This is a genomic window from Paenibacillus sp. N3.4, assembly GCF_008017805.1.
In the GTDB taxonomy this organism is placed as follows: domain Bacteria; phylum Bacillota; class Bacilli; order Paenibacillales; family NBRC-103111; genus Paenibacillus_E.
This window is the reverse complement of the sequence record NZ_VRTT01000027.1, coordinates 55,399-82,338: the sequence shown is the minus strand read 5'-3', so window position 1 is coordinate 82,338 and position 26,940 is coordinate 55,399. Positions and strand designations below refer to the sequence as shown.

Genomic DNA, 26,940 nt, shown 5'->3' with positions numbered 1-26,940 from the left:
AGCAGCTCCGAAGCAGGAGGTTCACACACCGCCACCTGCCGCACAGCCCGTGTACGAGCAGCCGATGTATCAACAGCAACAGCCGCCAATGTATGAGCACCTACACCGCCTGCAGCAGCTCCGAAGCAGGAGGTTCACACACCGCCACCTGCCGCACAGCCCGTGTACGAGCAGCCGATGTATCAACAGCAACAGCCGCCAATGTATGAGCAACCTATGTATCAGCAGCCTCCGATGGGACAGCCAATGTATCCACCGATGTATCCGCCGCAACAGCAACAACCGATGTATCAACAGCCTCCAGCAACATATGGAGGAATGCCAAATCGCAATGTGAATGTTCAGCCTGTCCAATTTGGTAATTTACAATCCGATTCATTGGCTCATGACCGATGATACAAATTTAAATTTACTACTGGATATTCCTCTTAAGGTAACTGTAGAATTAGGAAGAACGCATAAGGTGATTAAAGACATCTTGGAATTGTCTCAAGGCTCGATCATTGAACTGGATAAGCTGGCAGGTGAGCCCGTTGATATCTTGGTGAACAACAAGCTGATTGCCAAAGGGGAAGTCGTTGTTATTGATGAAAATTTTGGGGTACGTGTAACTGATATTGTCAATCAATGGGAACGAATTCAGAAGTTACAATAATTTAATCTTAGGGGGACTGTTTTTTAATGGCTAACCGTATTCTGATTGTTGACGATGCAGCTTTTATGAGAATGATGATTCGTGATATTTTGTCTAAAAATGGTTATGAAGTTTGTGGAGAAGCAAATGATGGAGCTCAAGCTATCGAGAAATTTAAAGAATTAAAACCAGATCTCATTACAATGGATATTACCATGCCGGAGATGGACGGTATTCAAGCGTTGAAGGAAATCAAAAAAATAGAACCTAATGCTAAAGTCATTATGTGTTCGGCGATGGGTCAGCAGGCTATGGTTATTGATGCCATTCAAGCTGGTGCGAAAGATTTTATTGTGAAACCGTTCCAAGCAGACCGTGTTATTGAAGCTATCAAGAAGACTCTGGGTTAAGCCGTTTACGTTCGGTTGAGTCTTACATAAACCGAAAGGGCTGTTACTATGAGAAGGCTCTACTCGAAACGACTGTTTACCGTTCTAGCAAGTGCAGCAGCAATGCTATTAATAAGCTCCTTGTGTATGGCAGAAGAGCCGGGACAAGGTCTTCCCGGTGCTGATTTTCCGACTACGGACAACTTTGATTCGTTTGGCATGATTGCCAAAGTAATTTTCTTTCTTGTAATCATTATTTTTCTGTTTTTTGTTCTTATTAAGTTTTTGGCTAAAAAAAACAAAGGTTCTTTGTTTGGCAATTCGATTCGTTCGTTAGGAGGAGTTCCTCTTGGGCAGAATAAATCGATTCAAATTGTTGAGATTGGTCATTCGCTCTTCGTGGTTGGCGTCGGTGATAATATTCAATTGCTGGATAAAATCAATGACGCCGATGAAGTTGCCTATATCACTGATTTACTTACTTCCTCGAAGGATGGGCAACCCGGCATCGCTTCACTAAGCAGCTGGATTAGCAAGCTTCCGAAAAGAAAGAAGGAGATGGATGAGGAAGTGGAACTTACCTCGTCCTTCCAACAAGTATTTCATGATAAACTGCAGCGTGTGACAACCCGCAATAAAAATGTTGAAGAATGGCTTTCAGATCAAAAACAAAAAGATCGGTTGAATGATGAATGAAGAGAAATAGACGAGTTCTTATACTGCTGATCGTATTGGTAGGTATGCTGATGTTATCACTCACTGCATCAGCTGCGGAAACGGATGTAAACAATCCAATCCCAGGTTTAAATGTAAACATTGGTACTATGGGCAGTTCGGCAGGCGGTTCCACGAATACAGTCACACTTCTGCTGCTGTTAACCGTACTAAGTCTTGCTCCATCTTTTCTTATCCTAATGACCAGTTTCACAAGAATTGTCATCGTGCTTGGTTTCGTTCGAACTTCACTAGGAACCCAGCAGATGCCTCCTAATCAGGTTCTAATCGGACTCGCTCTGTTTTTAACCTTTTTTATCATGTCCCCAACTTTAGGGGAGGTTAATCAAACAGCCCTTCAGCCTTATCTAAAGGGAGATATTAATCAGACGCAAGCGTTTGAAAAAGCATCCATCCGATGAAAAAGTTCATGTTTAAGCATACCCGTCAAAAGGATCTGAAACTTTTCTTAGATTATTCCAAAGCTAAGGCACCAACAGGCGTAGAGGATATTCCGATTACTTCACTTGTTCCGGCGTACGCCATTAGTGAATTGAAATCTGCTTTCCAAATGGGGTTCATGATATTTATTCCGTTTCTGGTCATAGATATGGTTGTATCCAGCACCTTAATGGCCATGGGCATGATGATGCTGCCGCCAGTCATGATTTCTCTACCCTTTAAGATCTTACTGTTTATTCTTGTAGATGGTTGGTATCTTGTCGTGAGATCATTACTGCTAAGCTACGGCTGATGAACAACATATCGGAGGTTTACTAAATGGGTTCGGAATTTGTTATTCGCATTGCTGGAGAAGCGGTTTATACCGTGCTTAAAGCGAGTTCGCCTATGCTGCTAATTGGGTTGGTAGTTGGTCTAATCATCAGTATTTTTCAAGCAACGACACAAATTCAAGAGCAAACATTAGCTTTTGTTCCCAAAATTGTTGCCGTTCTTCTGTCCATATTAATATTCGGACCTTGGATCATGAATACGTTGATTGATTTTACTTTTAATTTGCTCAACAACCTTTACAAATTCGTTGGATAGGTTGTGAGAGAAATGACGCTCTTTTTTCAAGTTATTCCTACCTTTCTGCTTATTTTTTGTCGAATTACATCGTTCTTTGTCGTCGTTCCCATTTTATCTTCCAAAAATGTTCCGATGATGTTCAAGATCGGTCTTTCTGTCTTCATTTCGTTTATTATTTTTTCCACAATGGCATTGAATAAGCCAATTCCCATAGATGGCGAATACATATTGCTGATTATCCGTGAAATGTTAATTGGTGTTTTGCTTGGATTTCTGGGCTATCTTTTTTTCACGGTTGTACAAACGGCTGGTTCTTTTATGGATATGCAGATTGGATTCAGTATGGCGAGTGTCATTGATCCTTTGACAGGTGCATCTTCTCCGATGTTGGGAAACCTTAAGTATATGATCGCCGTATTGCTCTTCCTTTCCTTTGACGGTCATCATTTCTTGATCAGGGCGATCATTGACAGTTATCGTTGGGTACCACTCGATAACCAATTGTTTGCACATATTTATAATGGTCAAATATCCGATTTCTTGTTTCGTTCTTTGTCTAAGATGTTTTACCTATCATTTCAGCTTGCTGCACCCATTGTTGCCGCTCTCTTTTTGACGGACCTAGGGTTAGGATTACTGACAAGGGTCGCTCCTCAGTTTAATATTTTCGTTATAGGAGCACCGCTCAAAATGATGTTAGGTTTTTTTCTGCTAGTGATCCTGTTTCCAGAGTTGAACTCACAATTTCAAAATTTATTTGCTACGATCTTTGATTACATGGAGAAGTTGCTCCAACTGATAAGTGGTTCGCAACAATCAACTCCCTTAAAGTAGGAGGAAACCCGTGTCCCACCCATTCGCTTGCAGCTTGATTTGCAATGGTTTGCTGGGGAAAAGACGGAATCCGCAACAACCAAAAAAGGCAGGATGCGCGTAAAAAGGGTCAGGTTGCTAAGAGTATGGACTTGCCTGCGGCGCTGATCTTACTATTTTCATTTATGGCTTTCCTCATGTTTGGCAGTTATATGAAGGTACGTATTATAAATATTTTCCGCAATGTGTATGAAAACCAGCTTACAATGGAAGTTACAACTGGAAATGTTCAAGTATTATTCGTGGATTTAGTAACACAAGGTTTATTTATTTTGGCACCGATTTTTATTCTGGTTCTAATAATTGCCTTCTTAGCTAACTACGGCCAGATCGGGTTTATGTTTATTGGCGATCCTTTGATGATGAAATTCAACAAAATAAATCCCATCGCAGGCTTCAAACGGATTTTCTCATTACGAACTATTATGGATTTTCTGAAATCCACAATGAAAATGTTAATCATCGGTTACGTCGTTTATACAACGCTTATGGGGCAGAAGGCTAAGCTCCTAGGCCTTGGACATTCGCCTTTAGAAAGTACATTTTCATTTATTGCTTCCCTCACGCTGACATTAGGCATTAAAATTGGCGCTATTTTAATCGTTTTGGCTATTTTTGATTATATTTATCAGAAATATGAGTATGAAAAAAGTTTGAAAATGTCCAAACAGGATATCAAAGACGAGTATAAGAAGAGTGAAGGAGATCCGCTGATTAAAGGGAAGATCAGAGCTAAGCAGCGCCAGATGGCGATGCGGCGAATGATGCAAGAAGTTCCGAAAGCGGATGTTATTATTACAAATCCGACGCATTTCGCGGTTGCTTTGAAATACGATTCCAACAATATGCAAGCTCCAACGGTTATTGCTAAGGGTGCTGATTACGTCGCCCTTAAGATTAAAGATGTTGCCAAGAAAAATGGTGTTATGACGATGGAAAACAAACCACTTGCTCGAGCGATCTTCGCTCAGGTGGAAATCGGTGAGTCGATTCCTGCAGAGCTGTTCCAGGCAGTCGCAGAAGTTTTGGCTTACGTATATAAAGTCAAAGGTAAAACGAATTAACAAGGGGGGAGGTACAATCTGATGAAAATCAAAGATTTAGTTGTTCTTGTAGGTATTATCGGCATTGTATTAATGATGGTTGTACCTGTTCCAATCCCTTTACTCGACTTTCTGTTAATTATTAATATTTCCATAGCTTTAATGATTATTTTGGTCGCAATGAATACGCAAGAAGCACTGCAATTTTCAATATTTCCTTCGTTATTGCTTATAACGACTTTGTTCCGGTTGGCGCTCAACGTATCCACGACACGGAACATTTTGGCACATGCAGAAGCAGGTAACGTGGTCAGAACTTTTGGTTCTTTCGTCGCTCAAGGCAATATCGTGGTGGGTTTCGTGGTGTTTCTCATCCTTGTCTTGGTACAGTTCATTGTAATTACCAAAGGTTCTGAGCGTGTTGCCGAGGTAGCAGCAAGATTTACACTCGATGCGATGCCTGGTAAACAAATGAGTATTGACGCTGATTTGAACGCAGGTTTAATTAATGAGGTTCAAGCTAGGGAACGCAGACAGAAGATTGAACGTGAAGCTGACTTCTATGGTGCCATGGACGGAGCGAGTAAATTCGTAAAAGGGGACGCCATAGCCGGTATTATTATTCTCGTTATTAATTTAATCGGTGGTTTCATTATTGGAATGACGATGAAAGGGATGTCCTTTCCGGAAGCGTTGGAAACCTTTTCGATCCTAACCATTGGGGATGGGCTCGTCAGTCAAATTCCAGCATTATTAATCTCAACGGCTGCCGGTATTATCGTTACGCGAGCTTCCTCTGAAGGGAATCTCGGTCATGACATTACGAAACAGCTGACGGCGCAGCCGAAACTATTATACATTGTAGCTGGAACCTTGGTGGTACTTGGTATTTTTACACCCATTCATTGGTACAGTACTTTTCCGATAGCCGGATTGCTAATTTACGCAGCTTTCAAAATGCAAAAGAATTTGGACCGACAAGCAATTAAAGAGGAGCAATTAGTCGAAGAACAACAAATCGAAGAGGTCCGTAGTCCTGAGAGCGTTATTTCCTTGTTGCAGGTCGATCCAATCGAGTTTGAATTCGGCTATGGTCTGATTCCTTTAGCAGATACGCAGCAAGGCGGAGATTTACTAGATCGAATTATTTTAATACGAAGACAATGTGCATTGGAACTTGGCGTTGTAGTGCCCGTAATTCGTATTCGTGACAACATTCAGTTACGTCCGAATGAGTATATCATTAAAATTAAAGGCAATACGGTCGCGCGCGGCGAATTACTTCTTAATCACTATTTGGCAATGAGTCCAGGTATTGATGATGATTCGATTGCTGGTATTGAAACGACAGAACCTGCTTTTGGATTGCCGGCAATATGGATTGATGAAGTAACCAAAGAACGAGCAGAATTGTCAGGTTACACGGTTGTTGATCCACCTTCAGTGGTGGCTACGCATTTAACCGAAATCATCAAGAAACATACGCATGAGCTCCTTGGTAGACAAGAAACGAAGGCACTTATCGATAACGTTCGTGAAACCTACCCAGCGCTTGTGGATGATCTCATTCCATCTGTCTTGACGATTGGGGATGTGCAAAAGGTATTGGCCAAACTGTTACGTGAGAAAATTTCTGTGCGTGACTTGGTAACGATTCTTGAATCGCTTGCTGATAACGGATCTTATACAAAGGATCCAGAAGTTTTGACCGAATATGTACGTCAATCTTTATCCCGTCAAATCACACAACAATTTACATCATTAGGCGATTCACTGAAGGTTATCACCGTTGGTCCTTCCGTGGAAAAGAAAATTGCTGATTCGGTGCAGCAATCCGATCAAGGAAGCTATTTAGCTCTTGATCCATCTTCTTCTCAAATTATTTATCACCGTGTAAGTGAGCAAGTTGCCAAACTGATTCAATCCGGCCAGCAGCCCGTTATTTTAACATCACCGACGATTCGCATGTATGTGAGGCAGTTATTGGAGAGAACATTGCAAGACATTCCTGTACTTTCGTATAGCGAACTAGAACCGAATGTTGAAATTCAGAGCATGGGGGTAGTCAATTTATGAGAGTAAAAAGATACGTAGTTGATTCCATGCCTGATGCTCTGCAAAAAATTCGAACGGATCTAGGTAAGGATGCTGTTATCCTGAATACGAAAGAAATTCGAACGGGTGGCTTTCTTGGTTTATTCAGTAAGAGAAAGATTGAAGTTATTGCTGCTATCGATGCTGGCTCCAATGCAGGTAATGCAGGATCACAACGATCGGTGCCGCAGCCTAAGGGACAACAAGCACCTACTAGAACGAATGAAGGAATTTCTTCTAGATCAGACAGCTATCAATCGGATTTTCCGGAAGTTCCCGATGTTTTCGTTGCTGTAGAACGCAAGAAGGAACCGATAGTAGTTCCAGCTGCAGTAGAGGCACCTCCGGTTTATGCGCCACAACAGACATACTCTCCTGTATCTGTGAATACGGGCGTAAGCAAGTCCCTACATAAGGATGATCATTTAATCGAAGAACTTAAACAAATGAAGGAAATGATGCGAAAACTGACACTTTCCGCAGAAGATACTAAGCTGCCGGAGCCCTTACAGAAAATCGAACAACGGCTTTACGATCAAGAAGTTGAACCTGCGTTAGTCCGGCAGTTGATTGACGAGGTGCTGGCAGATTTTCAATTAGCGGATGAAACGGTAACGGATGATACAGCTATCCGGATGGTACGAGCTAAACTGGGACAAATTTTTCAATCGGATAGAAATAAGCGGATTTCTCCGAATACACGTGTTGTTCATTTTGTTGGTCCAACCGGCGTAGGAAAAACCACCACAATTGCGAAGTTAGCAGCAGAGCAAGTACTCAAATATCAACGTAAAGTAGGTTTTATTACTTCTGATACGTATCGGATTGCTGCTATAGAACAGTTGAAAACGTATGCCACAATCTTGAATGTACCTATCGAAGTCGTCTTTTCTCCACAAGACTTGTCTAAGGCTTTTCATAATCTTGCGGAATGCGATGTTATTTTCATGGATACAGCCGGACGGAATTTTCGAAATGAGATGTATGTATCTGAACTGAATGCATTACTGAAGACACAAGGCAGCAGCGAAACGCTGCTGGTGCTTAGTCTAACTACGAAATATCGAGATATGAGGGCCATCACGAACAACTTTAATAAATTTAAATTAGATAAAGTGCTATTTACCAAAATGGATGAAACCGATTCCTATGGTGCCATTGTAAATATTGTTCATGAGTTTTCTTTGCAGCTTTCGTATGTGACGAATGGTCAAAGCGTACCTGATGATATTACGGAAATGAATGAGTGGCACATCATTGATCTTCTATTGGAGGAATCCAGAACATGAGTGATCAAGCAGAAGGGTTGCGGAACCTGGTCCAAATTCAAAATGAAAAAGGCGCAAAAACAACCAGGATCATTACCGTGACTAGCGGAAAGGGAGGCGTAGGGAAATCAAATTTTACGTTGAATTTTGCTTTGTCTCTTCAGTCCCAAGGGTATAAGGTTCTTGTTTTTGATGCGGATATTGGGCTAGCAAACATCGATGTTCTCATGGGTGTTTCATCTAAATACAATTTGTATCATTTGCTTAAAAAAGAAAAAACCATATGGGAAATTATTCAAAAGGGTTATAATGATCTTGATTTTATCGCAGGTGGATCCGGGTTTAATGATTTGCTTCGTTTGACAGAAGAAGAACTAGATTATTTCGCTGAACAAGTTATGCAGCTAAATGGATATGTGGATTTCATTATTTTTGATACGGGTGCAGGCTTATCCAAAGAAACCTTAAAATTCATTCTAGCTGCGGAAGAAACATTTGTTGTCACTACCCCAGAACCAACCTCGATAACAGATGCCTATGCGATCATCAAAATGGTTAACTCGATGGGACATGATGTTTCCTTCAAATTAGTCATTAATCGAGTGACGGATACGAAGGAAGGAAAGCATACAGCTGATAAAATCGCACTCGTTGCCAAGCAATTTCTTAATATCGACATTCCTACTTTAGGTTTTGTTGACGATGATGTTGCTGTTTCAAAAGCTGTTAAAAAGCAGGTTCCCTTTACGGTAGCTTTTCCTAATTCGGCTGCGGCCAGAAGCCTTCAAGTTGTGGTGGAAAGGTATGTTAGAGGTTATCAGGTTGTCGAGTCGCCAACATCCGGGATGAAAGGATTTCTTAACAAAATGATGAAGCTTTTGAAATAAAATTCTTCTTGAATCATGTGGAATCCGCACATAAAGGAGGGGGAAACAGCATGGCACCATATAACATTCTTGTCGTAGACGACTCCGTCTTTATGCGAAAAATCATAAGCGATTTGATTAGTGAAAATCCGCAGTACACCATTATTGGAACCGCCAAAAATGGCCAAGAAGCGATCGAACAAGTAAAGCTTTTACGCCCTGATGCTGTAACCATGGATATAGAGATGCCTGTGATGAATGGCTTAGATGCGCTGCAGCGTATCATGTCCGAGCAGCCAACACCTATTATCATGCTGAGCTCTCTGACCCAAGAGGGTGCAGCGGAGACGATCAGAGCGCTTGAGTGGGGCGCTGTCGACTTTATTCGAAAGCCTTCTGGTTCGATTTCTCTGGATTTATATAAAGTCAAACAACTACTGCATGAGAAGCTGCAAATTGCGGTTAGAACCAGGATGAAGTCTTTCCAGCAGTCTTCGCCTGTGAAGCAGAACCAACCTGTCACAGTTAAAAGCAATGTAGGCTTGATAAAACCTCCGGATAAGAAGGTACTTGTTAGTCCAGTCTCAACTCATTTTGAACATCTTGTTGCTATAGGGACTTCAACGGGAGGTCCTCGTGCCTTGCATCAGGTCATTTCGCATATTCCAGCTGGCTTTCCCGCACCGATATTAATTGTGCAGCATATGCCGCCCAATTTCACCAAATCTTTAGCACAGCGTTTAAACGATGTATCTAAGATTCAGGTGGTTGAGGCTCAAGATGGAGATACACTTCAAACGGCAACTGCTTATGTAGCGCCGGGAGGCTGGCATATGACGGCCTACAAGGACACGTTTAAGACATACAAGATTCGATTAACGAAAGAAGATCCACGCTCAGGTCACCGTCCTTCAGTGGATGTCATGTTCGAGTCTCTGATTGGCATGAGCGAATTGAAACGGCACATAGTCCTAATGACAGGTATGGGGAGTGATGGAGCCAAAGGGATGCTTTCCTTAAGACAATCCGGCGCATCCACGACAATAGCCGAGTCGGAAGAAACATGTGTCGTTTATGGAATGCCGCGAGCGGCAGTTGAGATAAAAGCTGCGATGCACATACTACCACAACAAGAGATCGCTGTTAAGTTAGCTCAATGTATACTGAATTGAAAAATGGTATCAAGTAGGTTACATAATGATTCTATTGGAGGTGTGTGGTTGTGGAACTTAGTCAATATTTATCTATGTTTATCGATGAGTCCAAAGAACATTTGCAAGCTCTGAATGATAACTTGATGAGTTTGGAGAGCAGTCCTGAGGACATTAGTATTGTGCACAACATTTTCCGTTCTGCTCATACGTTGAAAGGAATGTCCGCAACAATGGGCTTTGAGGATATCGCTGCTCTTACCCATGAAATGGAGAATGTGCTAGATCTCGTGCGTAATAGCAAGTTGGCTATGAATCCTTTCATCTTTGATTGTATTTTCAAAAGCTTGGATTCTTTGGAGTCGATGGTTGAAGATATTATTCAAGGCGGTACCGGGAAAGCTGACGTTTCTTCCATTGTAACGGCTTTGCGTTCTATTGTGACAGGCGATTACATGACAGCACAAGCTCCTGCAGCTGTGGCTGTGAAAGAAGCAGCAAAAGGGATTGCTGTGGATGAGTATCAGTTCTCCATTCTTCAACAATCGATAGAATCAGGCTTCCTTGTCTTTTATGTAGAAGTCAATGTTCGTGAAAATTGCGTCTTGAAAGCAGCGCGCGCTTACATGGTCTTCGATGCACTTGAAAGATTGGGTGAGATTGTAAAAGCGACACCGTCTGTTGAAGAAATCGAACAAGAGAAGTTTGACCGTTCCTTTTCCCTTTACTTTATTTCCAAAGTCGATCAAGGAACGCTTGAGAAAGAGATATTAAACGTTTCAGAGATCGAATCTGCTGTCATCATAACGGTGGATACCGAATCTCTTGAAGAATTGTCTCGTCCCAAAAATGAAGTGGAAGCTGCGACACGAGAAATTGCGGCAGCCGTTGCTGCTGCGATAGTGCCTGAGGCGCCTGCTGTTGCTGCACCGAAAGTGGAAGCAGCCGTTGTTGCTAAACCCGCTGCGGCAGGGGGAGCTCCTGTTGCCAATCGAACGATCCGTGTGGATATCGAACGTTTGGATGCTTTGATGAATCTGTTCAGTGAGCTGTTAATCGATCGTGTTCGTCTCGAGCAGCTAGCTAGCGAAGTCAAACGCAGTGATCTCACGGAAACTGTGGAACATATGTCTCGCGTGAGCAGTGATTTACAAAATATCGTGTTGAAACTTCGCATGGTTCCGGTTGATTCTGTATTTAATCGTTTTCCTCGAATGATTCGTGACTTAGCGAAGTCATTGGACAAGAAAGTAGATTTGATTATTACCGGGGCAGAAACGGAACTTGATCGCACCGTTATCGATGAAATTGGCGACCCTCTTGTTCACTTACTTCGAAACGCTGTGGATCATGGAATTGAGCCGATTACAGACCGACTTGCAGCAGGCAAGAGCGAGCATGGCACCATCCAACTTCGAGCATTCCATAGCGGGAATCACGTTTTCATCGAAATCGAAGAAGACGGAAGAGGAATTTATCGGGAAAAGGTATTGAAAACGGCATTGAAAAATGGACTTGTTACTGCTGAACAAGCGGCTAAATTAAGTGATTTAGAAGTTTATAACCTGTTATTCGCATCAGGGTTCAGTACAGCAGACAAAATTTCAGATATTTCCGGTCGTGGTGTTGGGCTCGATGTGGTGAAGACGAAGATACAAATGCTTGGCGGGCATGTTCAGGTTGATTCAAAGCCTGGTTTCGGCAGCAAGTTTTCCGTTCAACTGCCTCTAACCCTGTCGATAATTTCTGCTATGCTCGTTCGTTTGGGCAGTGAGAAGTATGCGATTCCTTTATCATCCATCGTGGAAACAGCTTCTATTCAGAAGGCGCAGATTCGCAATATACATGGTAACAAAATGATCGATTACCGCAATTCCGTCATCCCGTTAGTCTCCTTAAGTGGACTATTTAATGTCCCTGACTTCAATGAGGATTTAGAAGAAGAGACTGAAATTGTCGTTGTTCGAAAAGGTGACAAGCAAGTGGCTCTGATGGTAGACGAATTCATCGGTCAACAAGAAATTGTATTGAAAACATTGGGCAAATATTTATCAGGTTTGTTTGCCATATCTGGAGCAACCATTCTGGGCGACGGACAAGTGGCTTTAATCATTGATCCAAATGCTCTAATCAAATAACACCAACATTTTGAAGGAGGATTTCACAATGGGAGAAGAAAAAAAAGTAATCGTCTTCGCACTTGGAGCCGAAGAGTATGGTGTAGAAGTAGAGAAAGTAAGAACGATTGAAAGAATGCAACCAATGACTCGCGTACCCAAAGCACCAGAATTCATTAAAGGTGTTATTAATTTGCGTGGCGTTGTTATTCCTATTATTGACCTGCGCGCAAGGTTTGGTTTAGAGCAAAAAGAGAATTCTGATGCTACACGCATTATCATCGTTTCTGCCGGCGATTTTGAAGTTGGTTTAATCGTTGACTCTGCGAATGATGTGATAGATTTGGATACGGACAACATTGATAACCCTCCGGAAATTGTCGGCGGAATCAAAGCCAAATATTTGGATGGGATTGCACGTGTTGGTGAGCAAAGATTGCTTGTGCTGCTTAATTTAGAGCAAGTTCTTGACCGTCATGAGATCCAGCAGCTAGAAAGAGTAGAGGAATAAAGTAGTGGATGTGTTTAATCATTTAGCTGATTTCCAAATGGATGTCCTAAAGGAAGTGGGAAACATTGGCGCGGGTCATGCCGCTACCGCGCTATCTACACTGCTGGACAAGCCGATTGATATGCTCGTTCCGAAGGTGAGAATGCTTCCTTTTGAAGAAATATGCGAAAGTGTCGGTGGAGCGGAGACGGTAGTTCTTGCCATCTTTCTTCGTGTAGATGGAGATGCTCCGGGGAATATGTTTTTTATCTTAAATTTGGATTCCGCCAGAAAGATGTTAGGAGATCTTATCGGTTTTGAGCTACAAAGCGATGACGAATATTCGGAGTTAGAATTGTCTGCTCTAAATGAAATTGGCAACATTTTGGCGGGATCGTATCTGTCATCTCTTGCAGACTTCACCAATTTGAATATGCAGCCTACCGTGCCTGCGTTAGCTATTGATATGGCTGGAGCTATTTTAAGTTATGGTTTACTGCAGTTTGGGCAAATGGGAGATCAAGCACTTCTGATAGATACGAAATTTTTGGAGGGGGAAAATGAGGTTCAAGGGCATTTTTTCCTTATTCCTGATCCGGAATCGTTTGGCAAAATATTTGCGGCATTAGGGGTAGAATCTTCATGATCCAAGATAATCTGATTAAAGTAGGAATGGCTGACCTGAATGTCGCTCATCTTACCGGTGTGCTAAAGACAACAGGACTGGGTTCATGTGTGGGTGTCACCCTGTATGATAGTCGCGTTAAAGTTGCAGGGATGGCTCATGTGATGTTGCCTTCTTCAGAAATTGCTCGTGAAGGAACTCTTAATATAGCTAAATACGCGGATACTGCTATTCCTGAGTTAATTTCAAGAATGGAAAAACTGGGAGCAAGTGTGAGTAAGCTAGAGGCTAAACTTGCTGGCGGTGCTCAGATGTTTGCTTTTGCTGGAAATAATGATACGATGAGAATTGGACCGAGAAATGTAGAATCATGTAAAGAAATGTTGAATAAATTTCGCATACCTATTAAAGGCGAGGATACTGGAGCTAATTATGGGCGAACGATAGAGTTTCATAGCGAGTCTGGCATTCTATTTATTCGTAGCGTTCAATTAGGAGTAAAGGAAATCTAAAACATGATAGGAACTATTCGGATTAATGTCATCGTTGCTGCGTTGGCTGGCTTATTAACATTTGGCTTGTCTATTGGAAATAATCTTTTTTTGTCCACATGTCTCAAAAGTATTTACAGCTTTGCGATTATGTTTATTCTAACATTTGGTTTTAGATGGGTGCTGGGGGTTATGCTCGGAGCTGAGCGTGCTGCCGGACATTCTTCATTTGATAATCCAATAGCGGATGCAGCAGTTGGTCAATCGCTAGATTTGGTTACACCTGACGAGGATGCAGAAACACGTGAATTGTTGAAGGGCAACTTGAGTACAAGTGCCTCTTTGCCATCCACAAATGCGCAATTTTCACCATTGAATCCACCTAAGCTAGTCACCAAGAGTAATTTGGACCCTGAACAACTGGCGGGTGCCTTGAGGCGTATGTCAGAAGACTAAGGATGTGGAACGTAACTCATGATCGAACAAAAGCAATCACAACTAGCCAATATCGATTTATGGAAGCAGTGGAAAGAGCAGGGATGGATACCAGCTAAGCAATCGTTGATTGAAGGTTATTTGCCTTTGGTCGATTATGTATCCGGACGTCTAGCCATAGGGCTTCCTAAAAGTGTGTCGAAAGAGGACCTTTCGAGCTTTGGAGTAATGGGCCTTATAGATGCTGTTGAGAAATTCGACTATGCGCGTGGACTGCAATTCGAAACGTATGCTTCTTGGAGAATTCGCGGGTCTATTATTGATGGCTTAAGACAAGGGGATTGGGTACCACGCTCCGTAAGAGAAAAGGCCAAAAAGGTAGAAGATGCTTACCAGAAGCTTGAACAACAATATCTTCGTTCTGTTACAGATTCGGAAATAAGCAGCTATTTACAAATTAGCGAGCATGATTTTCAACAGATGCTTCAGGATATATCCATTACGACGATATGTTCCATCGATGATCCCATAAGAGACGAGGAATCGGAAACACGTCTCTCATTGCTTGTTGATGAGAAAGCCAAAAATCCGGAGTCTAAGGTTAATGAGTTTTATTTAAAGGATTCTTTGGCTCGCGCGATTGAACGGTTGACGGAGAAAGAGCGAACGGTCGTATCGTTATTTTATTTTGAGGAACTCTCACTTAGTGAAATTGCCGAAGTGATGTGCTTATCTCCTTCCCGCATTTCACAGTTGCATTCCAAGGCTATCCTTCGTCTAAAAGGAGTACTTGGACGTTTTAAAAATCAGCTTTTCCAAGATTCATAATAAGAATTAGTCGGAAATGAAAGGGTGGTATGTCCATGCTGGAAAGGAACATGCCTTTGGATTTCTACATAACGATTTCCATTTCAAATGACAAATTATCAGCATATGCACTAATTAATAATGCGGATGAGAACTTTAAAGTCAGTCTAGGTCAATTAGAAGACCTGTTGAAAGCAAATCATATCGTCTATGGCTTAAATCGCCCCTTGCTCGCAACGATTGCATTGGATCCGAGACCTTTTTACAATCAAAAGGTCGTTATTGCAACAGGCATAAATCCACAAGAAGGAAAGAATGGGTCTATTACATATTTATACAACTTTGATGTGAATGAAAAAAAACCGCTTGAGCTAGATGACGGCCGGGTAAATTATAAAGAAGTTGTTTCTATTCATAATATTAAAAAGGGCCAACTCATAGGGCAGCGTGTTCTGGCCGCGGAAGGCATTCCCGGTCGTGCAGTTACAGGGGAAGTCCTCTTTACCAAAGCTGGTAAAGAAGCACGATTTAAATTAGGCAAAAACGTGATTGCAGATGCTGAACAAATGGCATTGTATGCGGCTATCGATGGGATGGTAGTCAAAACGGATCGGGATAAAATCAATGTGTTTCCTGTTTACGAAGTGAATGGTGATGTGGATTTTAGCATTGGTAATATTGATTTCATCGGTACGGTTGTGATTCGAGGCAACGTACTCCCTGGCTTTAGAATTCGTGCATCTGGCGATATTCGTGTCACCGGTGGTGTAGAAGCAGCTGAACTTGAAGCAGAAGGATCTATAGATATTCATGCAGGTATCGTTGGTCAAAATAAAGCTCATTTAAAAGCGGGCAGGAATGTGAAGAGTTCTTTCATTCAAGATGCTATGGTTGAGGCTGGTGAAGATTTAATCGTAACCCAGAGTATCATGCATTCAACAATCCGCGCAGGCAAAGCTGTAAATTGCAGTGGCTCTAAAGGACTCATAGTGGGAGGCACAATCCAAGCTGGTGAACGTGTCACAGCGCGTACGATTGGTAATTCCATGTCGACGGCGACTAACGTCGAAGTAGGCGTTCTCCCTGAACTACGCAATGAAATGATTCAACTCCGAAATCAATTAAGAATTTATATGGAAAATATGGACAAGACGGATAAAGCGCTTTCTTTGTTGGATCAATTGGCTGCAGCCGGGCAGCTTGGACCCGATAAAGTCGCCATGCGGATTAAGCTTAATCATACGAAAAAGCAGGCGCTTGAAGAACAAAATAACTTGCGAGATCGTATGCTGGAAATTGAAAATCACTTGAGGATTCAGAAAAAGCAAAAGTGGAAATATTGTCGACTATCTATGGTGGAACCAAGGTTGTTATTGGGCGTTACACCAAGTTTATTAAAGATCCAACGAATCGCATGACATTCCGATTAACAGATGGCGATATCTCTATGAGTGCATATGTGTAAATGAAGGAGAGGGTAAACGATGAGCTTCAAATCCATCGATTTACAGTTCGCCGTACACAAAAATGACGAAGCAGGCATCCGGCAAAATCAACTTATGCAAAAACCGCGGCAGGACGAAACTATTTTAGAACATCAAGCTGTGAAAACAACGGAAAATGATCGTCATCGCAGCAGCAAACTTGAAGAGAGCACGCGAACGGGGATCAAAGATCATCGTCGTCAGAAACAAGAACGGAATAAAACAAAGAATAGGAACGGTGGTAAATCGGCTGTTGAATCCAACGAAGGGATTAATCATTCAGATCATCCCTATAAGGGACACCATATCGATTTATCACTGTAACACATGATTTCATTTAAGGAAAAGGTGAACGAAATGGCCCTGCAGCCGTTGATGTATGTTGTGCTTCTAGGTCTTGTCTTGATTGTTTACGCTCGCTTCCTTCCCAAAAATTCGGCTGCATCTTCGCCAAAAACAAATGTCGTTCAGGAAATTGAAGAAACAATCGAGCATTTCGCCGCTGAGATGGATGAGCAAAACCAAGCCCTTCTAGATCTCTTTTCGCGAACCAAACAAGATTATGAGATTGAGCTTGCAAAGCTGGCTGGTAGACTTGAATCTCTTGAAAAGCAAAAGCATGAGTTGTCACAGGAGTTAACCAAAGCACATGTGAGCCAACTGACACAGCTAACTCCAAATAGTCCAATGGATATGGTTGTCGCATCTCAACGTGAAGCCATAAATGAACAGAATCTGACGCCTGTATTCGAAACTATCATTGAGAAGGCTGTTGAACAACCTACTTACCCAGGCTTAAGCATGAAGAGCAGATACATGGAGCTGTTTGCTCTACATGATGAAGGCAAAGGGGTAGAAGCCATTGCTAAAAAATTAGGCATGAACAAAGGGGAAGTTAGTCTAATCCTTCAGCTTTCTAGACAGGAGGAACAGACGCGTGTTTAAGAATCGTTCATATGTAGTGGGAATAGGAACAGGCATCATCGTTGGGGCATTGCTGCTTCAACTCATGTCCGTTCGGGTTAGTGCACCGGCGCCTACTAGTGTTGCTATTGACGATCTGGATCCTCAGAAACTCAAAGAACGGACATCTAAGTACTATCAAGTATTTGATAAAGATACTGTTGTTTATACCCAAGCTGAATTAGATAAGAAAGTAAAAGAAGAAACGGACAAACGTTTGGCAGTGAAACCGCAAGAGCAGCCCAAAGTGAAAGAAGCCGAGGCTTCTTCTAAAACGATTGTTTATGTTCAACCTAATTTGGATGCTACTGCTGTAAGTGAATTGCTGTTCAAAGCCGGTGTCATTTCGGATCGCAAGGCTTTCGCGACAGAACTCGAGAAACAAGGCGGCAATTACAAGATCCAAGTTGGTTTTCACGTATTTGAAGGACCACAGGATATTCAGAAGGTTGTACTTAATTTAATAACAGCGCAACAATAGACCAACAAATGAAGATTTTTGGAGGTCTTTTTTTTATGTTTGGGTTAAAGGAAACAGCAGATTTTTCGGAGAATAGGGCTATTCTGACAAAAGGTTGCATAGACATTTGAGTTGTGGTATATTTATTCACGGTGTTAAAAACTCACGCCCGTCAATTTGTATAATGGTGCTTACTTTGTAAGTGTTATACAAAGATGCGATAGGCGGCGGATACCAAATAAACCATTTTAGAGGAGGGATTGGGGATGGCAGTTATCTCCATGAAACAGCTTTTAGAAGCTGGCGTACATTTCGGTCACCAAACACGTCGTTGGAATCCGAAAATGGACAAATACATCTTTACAGAAAGAAACGGTATTTACATTATCGATCTACAAAAAACGGTTAAAAAAGTTGAAGAAGCTTACAACTTTGTTAAATCCGTTTCTGAAGATAATGGTACGATTCTTTTTGTAGGAACGAAAAAACAAGCGCAAGATTCCGTTGCTGAAGAAGCAGAACGTTGCGGCATGTACTTCATCAACAACGTTGGTTGGGTGGTACTTTAACAAACTTCCAAACCATTCAAAAACGTATTGATCGTTTGAAAACCCTTGAAAGATGGGAAGAAGACGGTACATTCGAAGTTCTTCCTAAGAAAGAAGTTATCATTCTCCGTAAAGAGAAAGATCGTCTTGAAAAATTCCTAGGCGGAATCAAGAACATGAAAGGTTTGCCTAGCGCTTTGTTCATTATCGACCCACGCAAAGAGCGTATTGCTGTTGCTGAAGCTCGTAAATTGGGTATTCCAATCGTTGGTATCGTTGATACAAACTGCGATCCAGACGAAATCGACTACGTGATTCCTGGTAACGATGATGCGATTCGCGCAGTTAAATTGTTAACTGCTAAAATTGCTGATGCGGTTATCGAAGCACATCAAGGCGAGCAAACAACAGCTTAATTTATAGGAAACGTTCAAAAGGGTGGTTGGAAGGTGTAACAGCCTGTCACCACCCTTTTTTAAAGAATCATGGAAATAACTACATATAACAATCGGGAGGTTTCTTTCAATGGCAGTTACAGCAGCACAGGTGAAAGAATTACGTGAAAAAACAGGCGCAGGTATGTTGGATTGTAAAAAGGCGCTTGAAGAAGCAAATGGCGATATCACGAAAGCAGGAGAATTGCTTCGTGAGAAAGGTCTTTCAGCTGCAGCTAACAAAGCAGGCCGTATCGCAACTGAAGGCGCAGTAGAATCTTACATCCATGCTGGCGGTAAAGTTGGCGTACTTGTAGAAATTAACTGTGAAACTGACTTCGTTGGTAAAACAGAGCAATTCAGAACTTTCTGCCGTGACATCGCTATGCACATCGCTGCTGCTAATCCGACTTATGTTCGTCGTGAAGAAGTGCCGACAGAAGCTTTGGAAAAAGAAAAAGAAATTCTTCGCAACCAAGCTTTAAACGAAGGCAAGCCAGAGAAAATCATTGATAAAATGGTTGAAGGCCGCATCGGTAAATACTACGAAGAGTTCTGCTTGATGGAACAACAATTCGTTAAAGATCCGGATAAAACAATTGACCAATTGCTGAATGAGAAAATTGCAGCAATCGGTGAGAATATCTCCATTCGTCGCTTCGTACGTTTCGGACTTGGTGAAGGTCTTGAGAAGAAACAAGAAAACTTTGCAGAAGAAGTTATGTCCCAAGTTAAACTATAATAGGCTTTTCAAAAAGATGGAACACTTGGTGTTCCTTCTTTTTTAGCCAATAAGCAGTATCTGTTTACGCATTGAAACGGAGGTTTTAGAAGTTGGGTCAACCTTTTTATAAAAGAGTGGTGCTGAAATTAAGCGGAGAAGCTTTGGCAGGACAGCAAGGTTATGGCATTGATTCGGAAGTCATTACCTCCATTGCACAGCAGGTGAAGGACGTTGTAGAATTAAATGTAGAAGTCGCTATCGTTGTTGGTGGTGGAAACATCTGGCGGGGAATAGCAGGTAGTGAAAAGGGCATGGATCGTGCAACTGCAGATTACATGGGGATGCTAGCAACCGTCATGAATTCACTGGCCTTACAAGATGCGCTTGAGAATATCGATGTGCCTACAAGGGTTCAATCCTCCATTACCATGCAGCAAGTAGCTGAGCCTTACATTCGCAGAAGAGCCATGCGTCACCTTGAAAAAGGCAGAGTTGTCATTTTCGCAGCAGGTACAGGGAATCCATATTTCTCTACGGATACGACAGCCGCTTTAAGAGCAGCTGAAATTGAAGCCGAAGTTATTCTCATGGCTAAAAATAAAGTAGATGGCGTCTATTCGGCAGATCCTTTCAAAGATCCAACGGCTAAGAAATTTGAGACGTTAACTTATATGGAAGTCATTAGCAACAATCTTGGTGTCATGGACTCCACCGCTTCTTCCCTCTGTATGGATAACAATATTCCATTGGTGGTTTTCTCGATTACCGAAAAAGGGAATATCAAACGAGTTGTCCTTGGTGAAAAAATTGGGACAACAGTCAAAGGGAGTGTTTAAAACATGCCTCAATCAGTGAAAAAGAATGCAGAAGACCGGATGGATAAAGCAATCGGTGCTTTAAAACGAGATTTAACATCGCTTCGTGCTGGTCGTGCTACTCCATCTTTACTAGATCGTATCCAAGTGGAATACTACGGGGCTATGACGCCTGTAAACCAATTGGCCAATTTGACAACACCGGATTCACGTACATTGCTTATTCAGCCATGGGATAAAAGTTCAATGACATCGATTGAGAAGGCGATCATGAAGTCTGATTTGGGCCTCACTCCTTCAAACGATGGTCTTGTTATTCGAATTGTGATTCCGGCTTTAACAGAGGAGCGTCGTGGCGACCTCGTAAAAATGACGAAAAAATTTGGCGAAGAAGCTAAAATTGCGATTCGCAACATTCGCCGTGATGCGAACGATGAGATCAAAAAGCTTGAAAAAGCAGGGATCTCTGAGGATGAATCCCGTAAACATCAAGAAGATATTCAGAAATTTACGGATAAATTTGTAGCGGAAGTTGAGAAAGTATTGGCCGCTAAAGAAAAAGAAATCATGGAAGTATAAGATAGATATGCCCCCGGGTATTCACTGGGGGTTTTTCATCTTTCCCTAGGTGGGAGGAACTACCGTGTTCAAATTTTTAAAACATTGGTTTAGATTTAAAGCTTCGCACACAGCGGCGAATTCGCCACAGATCGACTTGGATAAAGTACCGGCGCACATCGGGATAATTATGGATGGCAATGGACGCTGGGCAAAACAAAGAGGGCTGCCACGTGTTGCAGGACATCATTCAGGTATGAAAAATGTTAAAAAAATTACTATGGCTGCAAATGACTTAGGCGTTAAGGTTCTAACGATGTATGCTTTTTCAACGGAAAATTGGAAAAGACCGAAAGATGAAGTCGATTTTTTGATGAAATTACCTCAAGAGTTTTTCCCGAAGGAAATTGAAGAACTCATTCAGAACAATGTTCGTATTCGGATGACGGGTTGGAAGGAAGGCTTGCCTGACTATACGCTCAAAGCGATAGAAGGCGCGATTGAACGAACGAAGAATAACACCGGACTCATTCTTAATTTTGCCTTGAACTATGGCAGTCGCAAAGAGATCATGATGGGTGTTCAAGAAATGATTCGTGATGTTCAAGCGGGTAAGCTGCAGACGGAAGAATTGGATGAAGCTATTTTTTCCTCCTACATGCTGACTTCAGAATTGCCGGACCCTGATTTACTGATTCGGACTAGCGGTGAGCTTCGACTAAGCAATTTTCTATTGTGGCAACTAGCATATTCTGAGCTCTGGTTTACAGAAGCGTATTGGCCGGAATTTACAGAAACATTGTTTCTGGAAGCAATCGCCGAATATCAGCGTCGAGCAAGAAGATATGGCGGTATTTAACAAAAGATAGCCTGATTTTTCGGATGAAGCTTCTTATTTTGAACGGATTATTAGTTGAAGTTTTTCATCTAGGAGGATTCCACGTGAAGCAGAGGATCGTCACAGGCGTTATTGCCGGACTCGTATTCATTACCTTATTAGTATTGGGCGGTTATTGGTACGCGGGGTTAATCGTTCTCCTCTCGATTATCGGATATAGAGAATATATGCGCATGAACGGTTTTACGAAGTATAAATTAACAAGCTTCGTCGGACTGGTTGCCTTGCTTTTATTATCTATCCCGTGGGAAATGTTTGGAGATTCGATTACTATTCATTCCTCCGCCGTTATTTGGCTTGCTATGTTTGTCCTTCTTTTTATTACTGTTGCGTCTAAAAATACGATAACAATTGATCAGGTATCGGTCATATTACTAGGTATTGTTTATATCGGCTTAGGCTTTTATTACATGATTGCGACTCGTTTGCCTGAACATGGTTTATTTTGGACCATTATGGTGTTTGTCTGCATATGGGCATCAGATTCAGGTGCATATTTCGTCGGTTCAAAGCTGGGAAAACACCCACTATGGCCACAAATTAGTCCGAATAAATCGATAGAAGGCGCAATTGGCGGAATTGTCATAGCCATGATTGCGGCACTTGGCTTCGCTTGGTATGCGCCTGAATTGCTTAACCTAGGCACTGCTTTATTGCTTGGTTTTGTTATTGCTGTTGTAGGACAAATTGGGGACTTGATACAGTCTGCTTATAAGCGCGTAAAAGGAATTAAAGATACGGGAACACTGCTTCCCGGACATGGTGGCGTACTGGACCGAATGGATAGTTGGCTGATTGTATTCCCATTTATTCATTGGATCGGTATTCTCCCTCAATAATTGTCATCAACGAGGTGGATTATGACCAAACGCATTGCTATTCTGGGTTCGACAGGCTCTATTGGTACACAGACGTTAGACATTGTTGCGCATGACCCAGGGAAATTTCAAGTTGAAGCTCTTGCGGGCGGATATAATACGCAATTAATTATTGAACAAGCTCAAGCATTTCGCCCCAAATTGGTGTCCGTCGCTACGAAAGCCTTAGCGGATGAGGTCAGGCAACACGTCTCTAGTGATACAAGGGTTATGTTTGGTGAAGAAGGTTTGATGGAAGTAGCCGCTTCAACAGATGCCGATTTAGTCGTAACCGCTTTAGTCGGGAGTCAAGGTTTGAAGCCAACGCTGGCCGCTATTCAAGCAGGGAAACACATCGGTCTGGCCAACAAGGAGACATTGGTGAGTGCAGGTCACATCGTGACGGAGGCTGTACGCCGTCAAGGTGTGTCCATGCTGCCCATTGATAGTGAACATTCAGCTATTTTCCAATGTTTGAATGGTGAAAAGCGTTCACAAGTTGCCAAGATTACCTTAACAGCTTCCGGAGGATCATTCCGTGATCGAACACGTGATGAACTTGTTGGTGTTACAGTTCAACAAGCACTTCAGCATCCGAACTGGTCCATGGGAGCAAAAATTACCATTGATTCGGCGACCATGGTGAACAAAGGTCTCGAAGTGATTGAAGCGCATTGGTTATTTAATCTTGCCTATGAGCAAATTGATGTATTGGTACATCCGGAGAGCGTTATTCATTCCTATGTAGAATTCGTGGATAACAGTGTTATTGCCCAGCTCGGTAATCCAGATATGCGTGTGCCGATTCAGTATGCGTTAACCTATCCAGACCGATTTCCAACACCTACCAAGCGGCTTGATTTAGCAGCAATCGGAAAGCTTCACTTTATGGAGATGGATTATACGAGATATCCTTGCCTGCGTATGGCGTTTGAAAGCGGCAAACAAGGCGGAACGACGCCTACCGTTTATAACGCGGCTAATGAAGTCGCTGTTGCTCGCTTTCTGAAAGGTGACATTACGTTTTTGCAAATTGAACAATTGATTGAAACGGTTTTGCAAAAGCATGAATCTCAAGCTAATCCGGTTCTTGAAATGATTAACGAGCAGGATCTGTGGGCAAGAACGTATACAGCTTCCATCCAATTTTAATGTTTTTACAAGAGCTAAGGTCAGCGAGGGTGGCTCAGCTCTTTTTTCAATCAATGACCTAGAGGAAATTGAAGTAAAGTCTAAATCAAACTCCACTTTCGTATACTGTCCTAACTGGGTATAGCTTGTATTCAGCCGTTCAATAATGGTAATCTTAGAACATGCTGTCGATAGGTCAGTTGGTGTCTTTGATGCCGTTCTCAAACGAAAACGCTAAAGCTAATTTTACGAAGCGAGTTTTCTAAAGAAAACTTGAAGGAGGAAATACGACTTGTCAGCCATAGAAGTTGGATTGAAAGTTATTTTGATGTTTTTCGTACTTGTATCGATCCACGAATGGGGTCATTTTTACTTTGCGAAACGTGCAGGTATTTTAGTGAGAGAGTTTGCCATTGGTTTTGGACCGAAGATTTTTTCTTATAAAAAAGGGGAGACCCGCTATACCTTGCGCCTTTTGCCGATTGGTGGATTTGTTCGTATGGCTGGAGAGGACCCCGAAATTGTTCAGGTGAATCCCGGACAAACGGTCGCGATCAAGCTTAATAAAAAAAATGAAGTCACTTCACTTTATCTGGATCAATTGGATCGACGTTCTAATGTAATTATGGGTGTCGTGGAACACATTGATTTGGAAAGAGCTCTCCAACTTTCCTTAGATGTTGATGGGGAAAAGGTGACTTACCCAGTTGATCCTCAAGCCATGATGGTTGCCAAAGGCGCAGAAACGCAGATTGCTCCTTATGATCGTCAATTTGGCTCGAAAACAGTCGGTAAGAGAGCCATCGCTATCGTAATGGGACCTGTGATGAATTTCTTGCTTGCGATCGTGTTATTTCTGATTGTGGTGATCATGTCGGGTGTTTTCACTAACGTTAAGTTAGATTCCGTGCTTGCTGGCAAAGCAGGAGAAAAAGCGGGTTTGCTTAAGGGTGACATTATCATGTCGATTGATAATCAACCGATTGGTGACGACCGTGAGAAGTTGGTGACTTCCATTCAATCATCGGCTGGCAAACCAATGACTTGGGTGGTGAATCGAGCTGGCAACCCAGTTACGCTGCAAGTTACGCCTGAGATGGAATCAGGTGCTGGTAAACTGGGTGTTGTCATCTCTGGGGATCGGAGAACGGCAAGTTTTAAAGAAGTGCTGACGGGAACTTATGATCAAGTTGTAGGTACTACAATTGGCATTGTGACTGGCTTGCAGAAGCTTGTTTTCCTCCAATTTAAGCTGGATGATTTGGGCGGGCCTGTTCGAACGGCACAAGTATCTGCTGAGTTTGCAAAACTCGGAATGGCTTCGTTGATTTCTTGGACAGCTACGCTGAGTTTATATCTAGGGATTTTCAATTTGCTCCCGATCCCTGCTTTGGATGGAAGTCGTCTTCTTTTCATGGGTCTGGAAGCATTGCGCGGCAAACCGATAGATCCGAATCGGGAAAGTATGGTTCATTTCGTAGGATTTGCCTTGTTGATGCTATTAATGGTAGCTGTAACGTATAATGATATTTGCGATTGATTAAGGGTTAGTCCTTAAATGTGGGAGGGTTTATGTCAAACGATAAACAGTTTGTTAAAGAGATTACACCACAGGGAGAAGATTTCTCCCGTTGGTACATAGATGTCATTAAGAAAGCAGATTTAATGAGTTACTCACCTGTTCGTGGCTGCATCGTTTTCAAACCGGATGGCTATGAAATCTGGGAAAATATTCAACGTGAGCTGGATAGCAAATTTAAAGAAACAGGCCATCGTAATGCCTATTTCCCCTTGTTTATTCCGGAAAGTTTTTTCCAAAAGGAAAAAGAGCATGTGGAAGGGTTTAATCCGGAATTACCATGGGTAACGGAAGCTGGCGGTGAGAAGCTGGAAGAACGTTTAGCCATTCGTCCGACATCAGAGACGATGATCGGGCACATGTATGCGGAATGGATTAATTCCTACCGTGATCTTCCTTTGCTGATCAACCAGTGGGCGAACGTTGTGCGTTGGGAGAAACGCACGCTGCCTTTTCTTCGCACAACTGAGTTTTTGTGGCAAGAAGGGCATACCGCTCATGAAGACGAGCAGGATGCTCGCCGTGAAACGATGCAAATGCTGGAGGTTTATCGTAAATTTGCAGAGGACTTCTTAGCGATTCCGGTTATCGTCGGTCAAAAAACGCCATCGGAGAAATTCGCCGGAGCCCTGGACACCTTCTCCATCGAAGCGATGATGAAGGATGGGAAAGCCGTTCAAGCAGGTACTTCCCATTACCTTGGAACGAATTTCGCCGTTGCGTTTGATATTAAGTTCTTAGATAGAGAAAATCAGCATCAATTTGCGCACACCACTTCTTGGGGTGTGAGCACTCGTCTAATAGGAGCTTTAATTATGGTTCATGGAGATGATCGTGGACTTGTACTGCCTCCTAAAGTAGCGCCAACACAAGTCATTATGATTCCAATTGGGCCGCCAAAAACGCGAGATCAGGTGATTGGTCGAGTGGATGAGCTTTTTGCAGAGCTTAAAAAAGCGGGTGTTCGCGTTAAAGTAGACGATCGCGCTGATCAAAGCCCAGGCTGGAAATTCAATGAATATGAAATGCGCGGAGTGCCGATTCGCGTAGAATTAGGACCACGTGACATGGAGAATGGACAAGTTGTTCTTGTATCACGCGTGAGCGGTGAGAAGAAAGTCGTGCAGCAGGCGGACTTCGTTCAGGAAGTGCAAAATTTGCTTGCTGAGATTCATCAGCAGATGTATGATAAAGCAAAGCAGTTCCGTGATGATCATTATATAGCTGTGGACTCCATTGATGAATTCAAAACTTTCCTGGAAACCAAACGTGGTTTTGCGTTGGCAGGTTGGTGCGGCTCTGCTGCTTGTGAAACACAAGTGAAGGAAGAGACGGGCGCAACTAGCCGTAACATTCCTTTCGAACCATCTGTAACGAAATCAACTTGTTTGGTTTGTGGTGATCCAGCTAAACACATGGTCGTTTTCGGCCGTAGTTATTAATTACATTCAAAGGGCAAA

Annotated in this window: 25 protein-coding genes and 5 pseudogenes; all 30 read left to right on the top strand. The window is 42.4% G+C overall.

Translation table 11 applies throughout. The features are described 5' to 3' along the window. Positions 1 to 99: 99 nt before the first annotated feature. A pseudogene (fliN, locus tag FU659_RS38855) lies at positions 100 to 655 on the top strand (flagellar motor switch protein FliN); the annotation flags it as partial. Between the two features lie 26 nt (positions 656 to 681). Beyond that, positions 682 to 1,044 carry a response regulator gene (locus FU659_RS15715; RefSeq protein WP_147948449.1) on the top strand — a complete coding sequence of 121 codons (363 nt, stop codon included), beginning with the start codon at positions 682 to 684 and terminating at the stop codon, positions 1,042 to 1,044. A gap of 126 nt (positions 1,045 to 1,170) precedes the next feature. After that, on the top strand, positions 1,171 to 1,719 hold the full coding sequence (locus tag FU659_RS15710; RefSeq protein WP_187274178.1) for a flagellar biosynthetic protein FliO: 549 nt from the start codon (positions 1,171 to 1,173) through the stop codon (positions 1,717 to 1,719). A gap of 128 nt (positions 1,720 to 1,847) precedes the next feature. After that, positions 1,848 to 2,491: pseudogene (fliP, locus tag FU659_RS15705) on the top strand (flagellar type III secretion system pore protein FliP). 26 nt (positions 2,492 to 2,517) lie between these two features. Then, positions 2,518 to 2,787 carry a flagellar biosynthesis protein FliQ gene (fliQ, locus tag FU659_RS15700; protein ID WP_147948447.1) on the top strand — a complete coding sequence of 90 codons (270 nt, stop codon included), beginning with the start codon at positions 2,518 to 2,520 and terminating at the stop codon, positions 2,785 to 2,787. A 12-nt stretch (positions 2,788 to 2,799) separates the two neighbouring features. After that, positions 2,800 to 3,603 (top strand): flagellar biosynthetic protein FliR, encoded by an 804-nt coding sequence (gene fliR, locus FU659_RS15695; RefSeq protein WP_147948446.1) that lies wholly within the window; start codon positions 2,800 to 2,802, stop codon positions 3,601 to 3,603. A 21-nt stretch (positions 3,604 to 3,624) separates the two neighbouring features. Continuing rightward, positions 3,625 to 4,706, top strand: a pseudogene (gene flhB, locus FU659_RS15690) (flagellar biosynthesis protein FlhB). 21 nt (positions 4,707 to 4,727) lie between these two features. After that, positions 4,728 to 6,761 (top strand): flagellar biosynthesis protein FlhA, encoded by a 2,034-nt coding sequence (flhA, locus tag FU659_RS15685; protein ID WP_147948445.1) that lies wholly within the window; start codon positions 4,728 to 4,730, stop codon positions 6,759 to 6,761. Next, entirely contained in the window at positions 6,758 to 8,068 is a 1,311-nt protein-coding gene (flhF, locus tag FU659_RS15680) for a flagellar biosynthesis GTPase FlhF (RefSeq protein WP_147948444.1), read from the top strand. The genes flhA and flhF overlap by 4 nt, the downstream gene beginning before the upstream one ends. After that, positions 8,065 to 8,934, top strand: a complete 870-nt coding sequence (locus tag FU659_RS15675) for a MinD/ParA family protein (RefSeq protein WP_147948443.1) — start codon at positions 8,065 to 8,067, stop codon at positions 8,932 to 8,934. Before flhF ends, FU659_RS15675 begins: the two co-directional genes overlap by 4 nt. Positions 8,935 to 8,984: 50 nt before the next feature. Beyond that, on the top strand, positions 8,985 to 10,085 hold the full coding sequence (locus FU659_RS15670; protein WP_147948442.1) for a protein-glutamate methylesterase/protein-glutamine glutaminase: 1,101 nt from the start codon (positions 8,985 to 8,987) through the stop codon (positions 10,083 to 10,085). A gap of 50 nt (positions 10,086 to 10,135) precedes the next feature. After that, the gene (locus FU659_RS15665; RefSeq protein ID WP_147948441.1) at positions 10,136 to 12,202 is read left to right on the top strand and encodes a chemotaxis protein CheA; all 2,067 of its coding nucleotides are present in this window, start codon (positions 10,136 to 10,138) and stop codon (positions 12,200 to 12,202) included. A 28-nt stretch (positions 12,203 to 12,230) separates the two neighbouring features. Next, positions 12,231 to 12,692, top strand: a complete 462-nt coding sequence (locus FU659_RS15660) for a chemotaxis protein CheW (RefSeq protein WP_147948440.1) — start codon at positions 12,231 to 12,233, stop codon at positions 12,690 to 12,692. A 4-nt stretch (positions 12,693 to 12,696) separates the two neighbouring features. Continuing rightward, positions 12,697 to 13,317 carry a chemotaxis protein CheC gene (locus FU659_RS15655; RefSeq protein ID WP_147948439.1) on the top strand — a complete coding sequence of 207 codons (621 nt, stop codon included), beginning with the start codon at positions 12,697 to 12,699 and terminating at the stop codon, positions 13,315 to 13,317. Further along, positions 13,314 to 13,808, top strand: coding sequence for a chemotaxis protein CheD (locus FU659_RS15650; protein WP_147948438.1), 495 nt, complete (start codon positions 13,314 to 13,316; stop codon positions 13,806 to 13,808). Before FU659_RS15655 ends, FU659_RS15650 begins: the two co-directional genes overlap by 4 nt. Positions 13,809 to 13,811: 3 nt before the next feature. Then, positions 13,812 to 14,243, top strand: a complete 432-nt coding sequence (locus FU659_RS15645; RefSeq protein WP_147948437.1) for a hypothetical protein — start codon at positions 13,812 to 13,814, stop codon at positions 14,241 to 14,243. Positions 14,244 to 14,261: 18 nt separating this feature from the next. After that, positions 14,262 to 15,050, top strand: a complete 789-nt coding sequence (locus tag FU659_RS15640) for a FliA/WhiG family RNA polymerase sigma factor (protein ID WP_147948436.1) — start codon at positions 14,262 to 14,264, stop codon at positions 15,048 to 15,050. Positions 15,051 to 15,085: 35 nt separating this feature from the next. Then, positions 15,086 to 16,494 (top strand): annotated as a pseudogene (locus FU659_RS15635) (DUF342 domain-containing protein). 19 nt (positions 16,495 to 16,513) lie between these two features. After that, complete coding sequence (locus FU659_RS15630; RefSeq protein WP_147948435.1) at positions 16,514 to 16,837, top strand: hypothetical protein; 324 nt, start codon at positions 16,514 to 16,516, stop codon at positions 16,835 to 16,837. A gap of 3 nt (positions 16,838 to 16,840) precedes the next feature. Continuing rightward, on the top strand, positions 16,841 to 17,458 hold the full coding sequence (locus FU659_RS15625; protein WP_187274177.1) for a hypothetical protein: 618 nt from the start codon (positions 16,841 to 16,843) through the stop codon (positions 17,456 to 17,458). Continuing rightward, complete coding sequence (locus FU659_RS15620) at positions 17,451 to 17,957, top strand: endolytic transglycosylase MltG (protein WP_147948433.1); 507 nt, start codon at positions 17,451 to 17,453, stop codon at positions 17,955 to 17,957. The genes FU659_RS15625 and FU659_RS15620 overlap by 8 nt, the downstream gene beginning before the upstream one ends. A 245-nt stretch (positions 17,958 to 18,202) precedes the next feature. After that, positions 18,203 to 18,900 (top strand): annotated as a pseudogene (gene rpsB / locus FU659_RS15615) (30S ribosomal protein S2). Positions 18,901 to 19,009: 109 nt separating this feature from the next. Continuing rightward, the gene (tsf, locus tag FU659_RS15610; protein WP_029195234.1) at positions 19,010 to 19,660 is read left to right on the top strand and encodes a translation elongation factor Ts; all 651 of its coding nucleotides are present in this window, start codon (positions 19,010 to 19,012) and stop codon (positions 19,658 to 19,660) included. Positions 19,661 to 19,752: 92 nt separating this feature from the next. Then, positions 19,753 to 20,478 carry a UMP kinase gene (gene pyrH / locus FU659_RS15605; RefSeq protein WP_147948432.1) on the top strand — a complete coding sequence of 242 codons (726 nt, stop codon included), beginning with the start codon at positions 19,753 to 19,755 and terminating at the stop codon, positions 20,476 to 20,478. Positions 20,479 to 20,481: 3 nt separating this feature from the next. Further along, positions 20,482 to 21,036 (top strand): ribosome recycling factor, encoded by a 555-nt coding sequence (gene frr, locus FU659_RS15600; RefSeq protein ID WP_147948431.1) that lies wholly within the window; start codon positions 20,482 to 20,484, stop codon positions 21,034 to 21,036. A 64-nt stretch (positions 21,037 to 21,100) separates the two neighbouring features. Continuing rightward, positions 21,101 to 21,874 (top strand): undecaprenyl pyrophosphate synthase, encoded by a 774-nt coding sequence (locus FU659_RS15595; RefSeq protein WP_147948430.1) that lies wholly within the window; start codon positions 21,101 to 21,103, stop codon positions 21,872 to 21,874. An 83-nt stretch (positions 21,875 to 21,957) separates the two neighbouring features. Beyond that, a complete protein-coding gene (locus tag FU659_RS15590; protein WP_147948429.1) occupies positions 21,958 to 22,752 on the top strand; it encodes a phosphatidate cytidylyltransferase in 795 nt (264 codons plus the stop codon). 21 nt (positions 22,753 to 22,773) lie between these two features. After that, on the top strand, positions 22,774 to 23,922 hold the full coding sequence (locus FU659_RS15585) for a 1-deoxy-D-xylulose-5-phosphate reductoisomerase (protein WP_147948428.1): 1,149 nt from the start codon (positions 22,774 to 22,776) through the stop codon (positions 23,920 to 23,922). A gap of 271 nt (positions 23,923 to 24,193) precedes the next feature. After that, complete coding sequence (gene rseP / locus FU659_RS15580) at positions 24,194 to 25,441, top strand: RIP metalloprotease RseP (RefSeq protein WP_147948427.1); 1,248 nt, start codon at positions 24,194 to 24,196, stop codon at positions 25,439 to 25,441. Between the two features lie 32 nt (positions 25,442 to 25,473). After that, positions 25,474 to 26,922 carry a proline--tRNA ligase gene (proS, locus tag FU659_RS15575; protein ID WP_147948426.1) on the top strand — a complete coding sequence of 483 codons (1,449 nt, stop codon included), beginning with the start codon at positions 25,474 to 25,476 and terminating at the stop codon, positions 26,920 to 26,922. The last annotated feature ends 18 nt before the right edge of the window (positions 26,923 to 26,940 follow it).

What these genes read in the sequence shown, in the direction of transcription:
- fliQ (WP_147948447.1), top strand. Translation starts at nt 2,518, where the DNA reads ATGGGTTCGGAATTTGTTATTCGCATTGCTGGAGAAGCGGTTTATACC.
- FU659_RS15675 (WP_147948443.1), top strand. Translation starts at nt 8,065, where the DNA reads ATGAGTGATCAAGCAGAAGGGTTGCGGAACCTGGTCCAAATTCAAAAT.
- FU659_RS15660 (WP_147948440.1), top strand. Translation starts at nt 12,231, where the DNA reads ATGGGAGAAGAAAAAAAAGTAATCGTCTTCGCACTTGGAGCCGAAGAG.
- FU659_RS15640 (WP_147948436.1), top strand. Translation starts at nt 14,262, where the DNA reads ATGATCGAACAAAAGCAATCACAACTAGCCAATATCGATTTATGGAAG.
- FU659_RS15585 (WP_147948428.1), top strand. Translation starts at nt 22,774, where the DNA reads ATGACCAAACGCATTGCTATTCTGGGTTCGACAGGCTCTATTGGTACA.
- FU659_RS15670 (WP_147948442.1), top strand. Translation starts at nt 8,985, where the DNA reads ATGGCACCATATAACATTCTTGTCGTAGACGACTCCGTCTTTATGCGA.
- FU659_RS15710 (WP_187274178.1), top strand. Translation starts at nt 1,171, where the DNA reads ATGGCAGAAGAGCCGGGACAAGGTCTTCCCGGTGCTGATTTTCCGACT.
- proS (WP_147948426.1), top strand. Translation starts at nt 25,474, where the DNA reads ATGTCAAACGATAAACAGTTTGTTAAAGAGATTACACCACAGGGAGAA.
- flhA (WP_147948445.1), top strand. Translation starts at nt 4,728, where the DNA reads ATGAAAATCAAAGATTTAGTTGTTCTTGTAGGTATTATCGGCATTGTA.
- tsf (WP_029195234.1), top strand. Translation starts at nt 19,010, where the DNA reads ATGGCAGTTACAGCAGCACAGGTGAAAGAATTACGTGAAAAAACAGGC.
- FU659_RS15645 (WP_147948437.1), top strand. Translation starts at nt 13,812, where the DNA reads ATGATAGGAACTATTCGGATTAATGTCATCGTTGCTGCGTTGGCTGGC.
- fliR (WP_147948446.1), top strand. Translation starts at nt 2,800, where the DNA reads ATGACGCTCTTTTTTCAAGTTATTCCTACCTTTCTGCTTATTTTTTGT.
- FU659_RS15630 (WP_147948435.1), top strand. Translation starts at nt 16,514, where the DNA reads ATGAGCTTCAAATCCATCGATTTACAGTTCGCCGTACACAAAAATGAC.
- flhF (WP_147948444.1), top strand. Translation starts at nt 6,758, where the DNA reads ATGAGAGTAAAAAGATACGTAGTTGATTCCATGCCTGATGCTCTGCAA.
- FU659_RS15650 (WP_147948438.1), top strand. Translation starts at nt 13,314, where the DNA reads ATGATCCAAGATAATCTGATTAAAGTAGGAATGGCTGACCTGAATGTC.
- frr (WP_147948431.1), top strand. Translation starts at nt 20,482, where the DNA reads ATGCCTCAATCAGTGAAAAAGAATGCAGAAGACCGGATGGATAAAGCA.
- FU659_RS15715 (WP_147948449.1), top strand. Translation starts at nt 682, where the DNA reads ATGGCTAACCGTATTCTGATTGTTGACGATGCAGCTTTTATGAGAATG.
- FU659_RS15625 (WP_187274177.1), top strand. Translation starts at nt 16,841, where the DNA reads ATGATTTCATTTAAGGAAAAGGTGAACGAAATGGCCCTGCAGCCGTTG.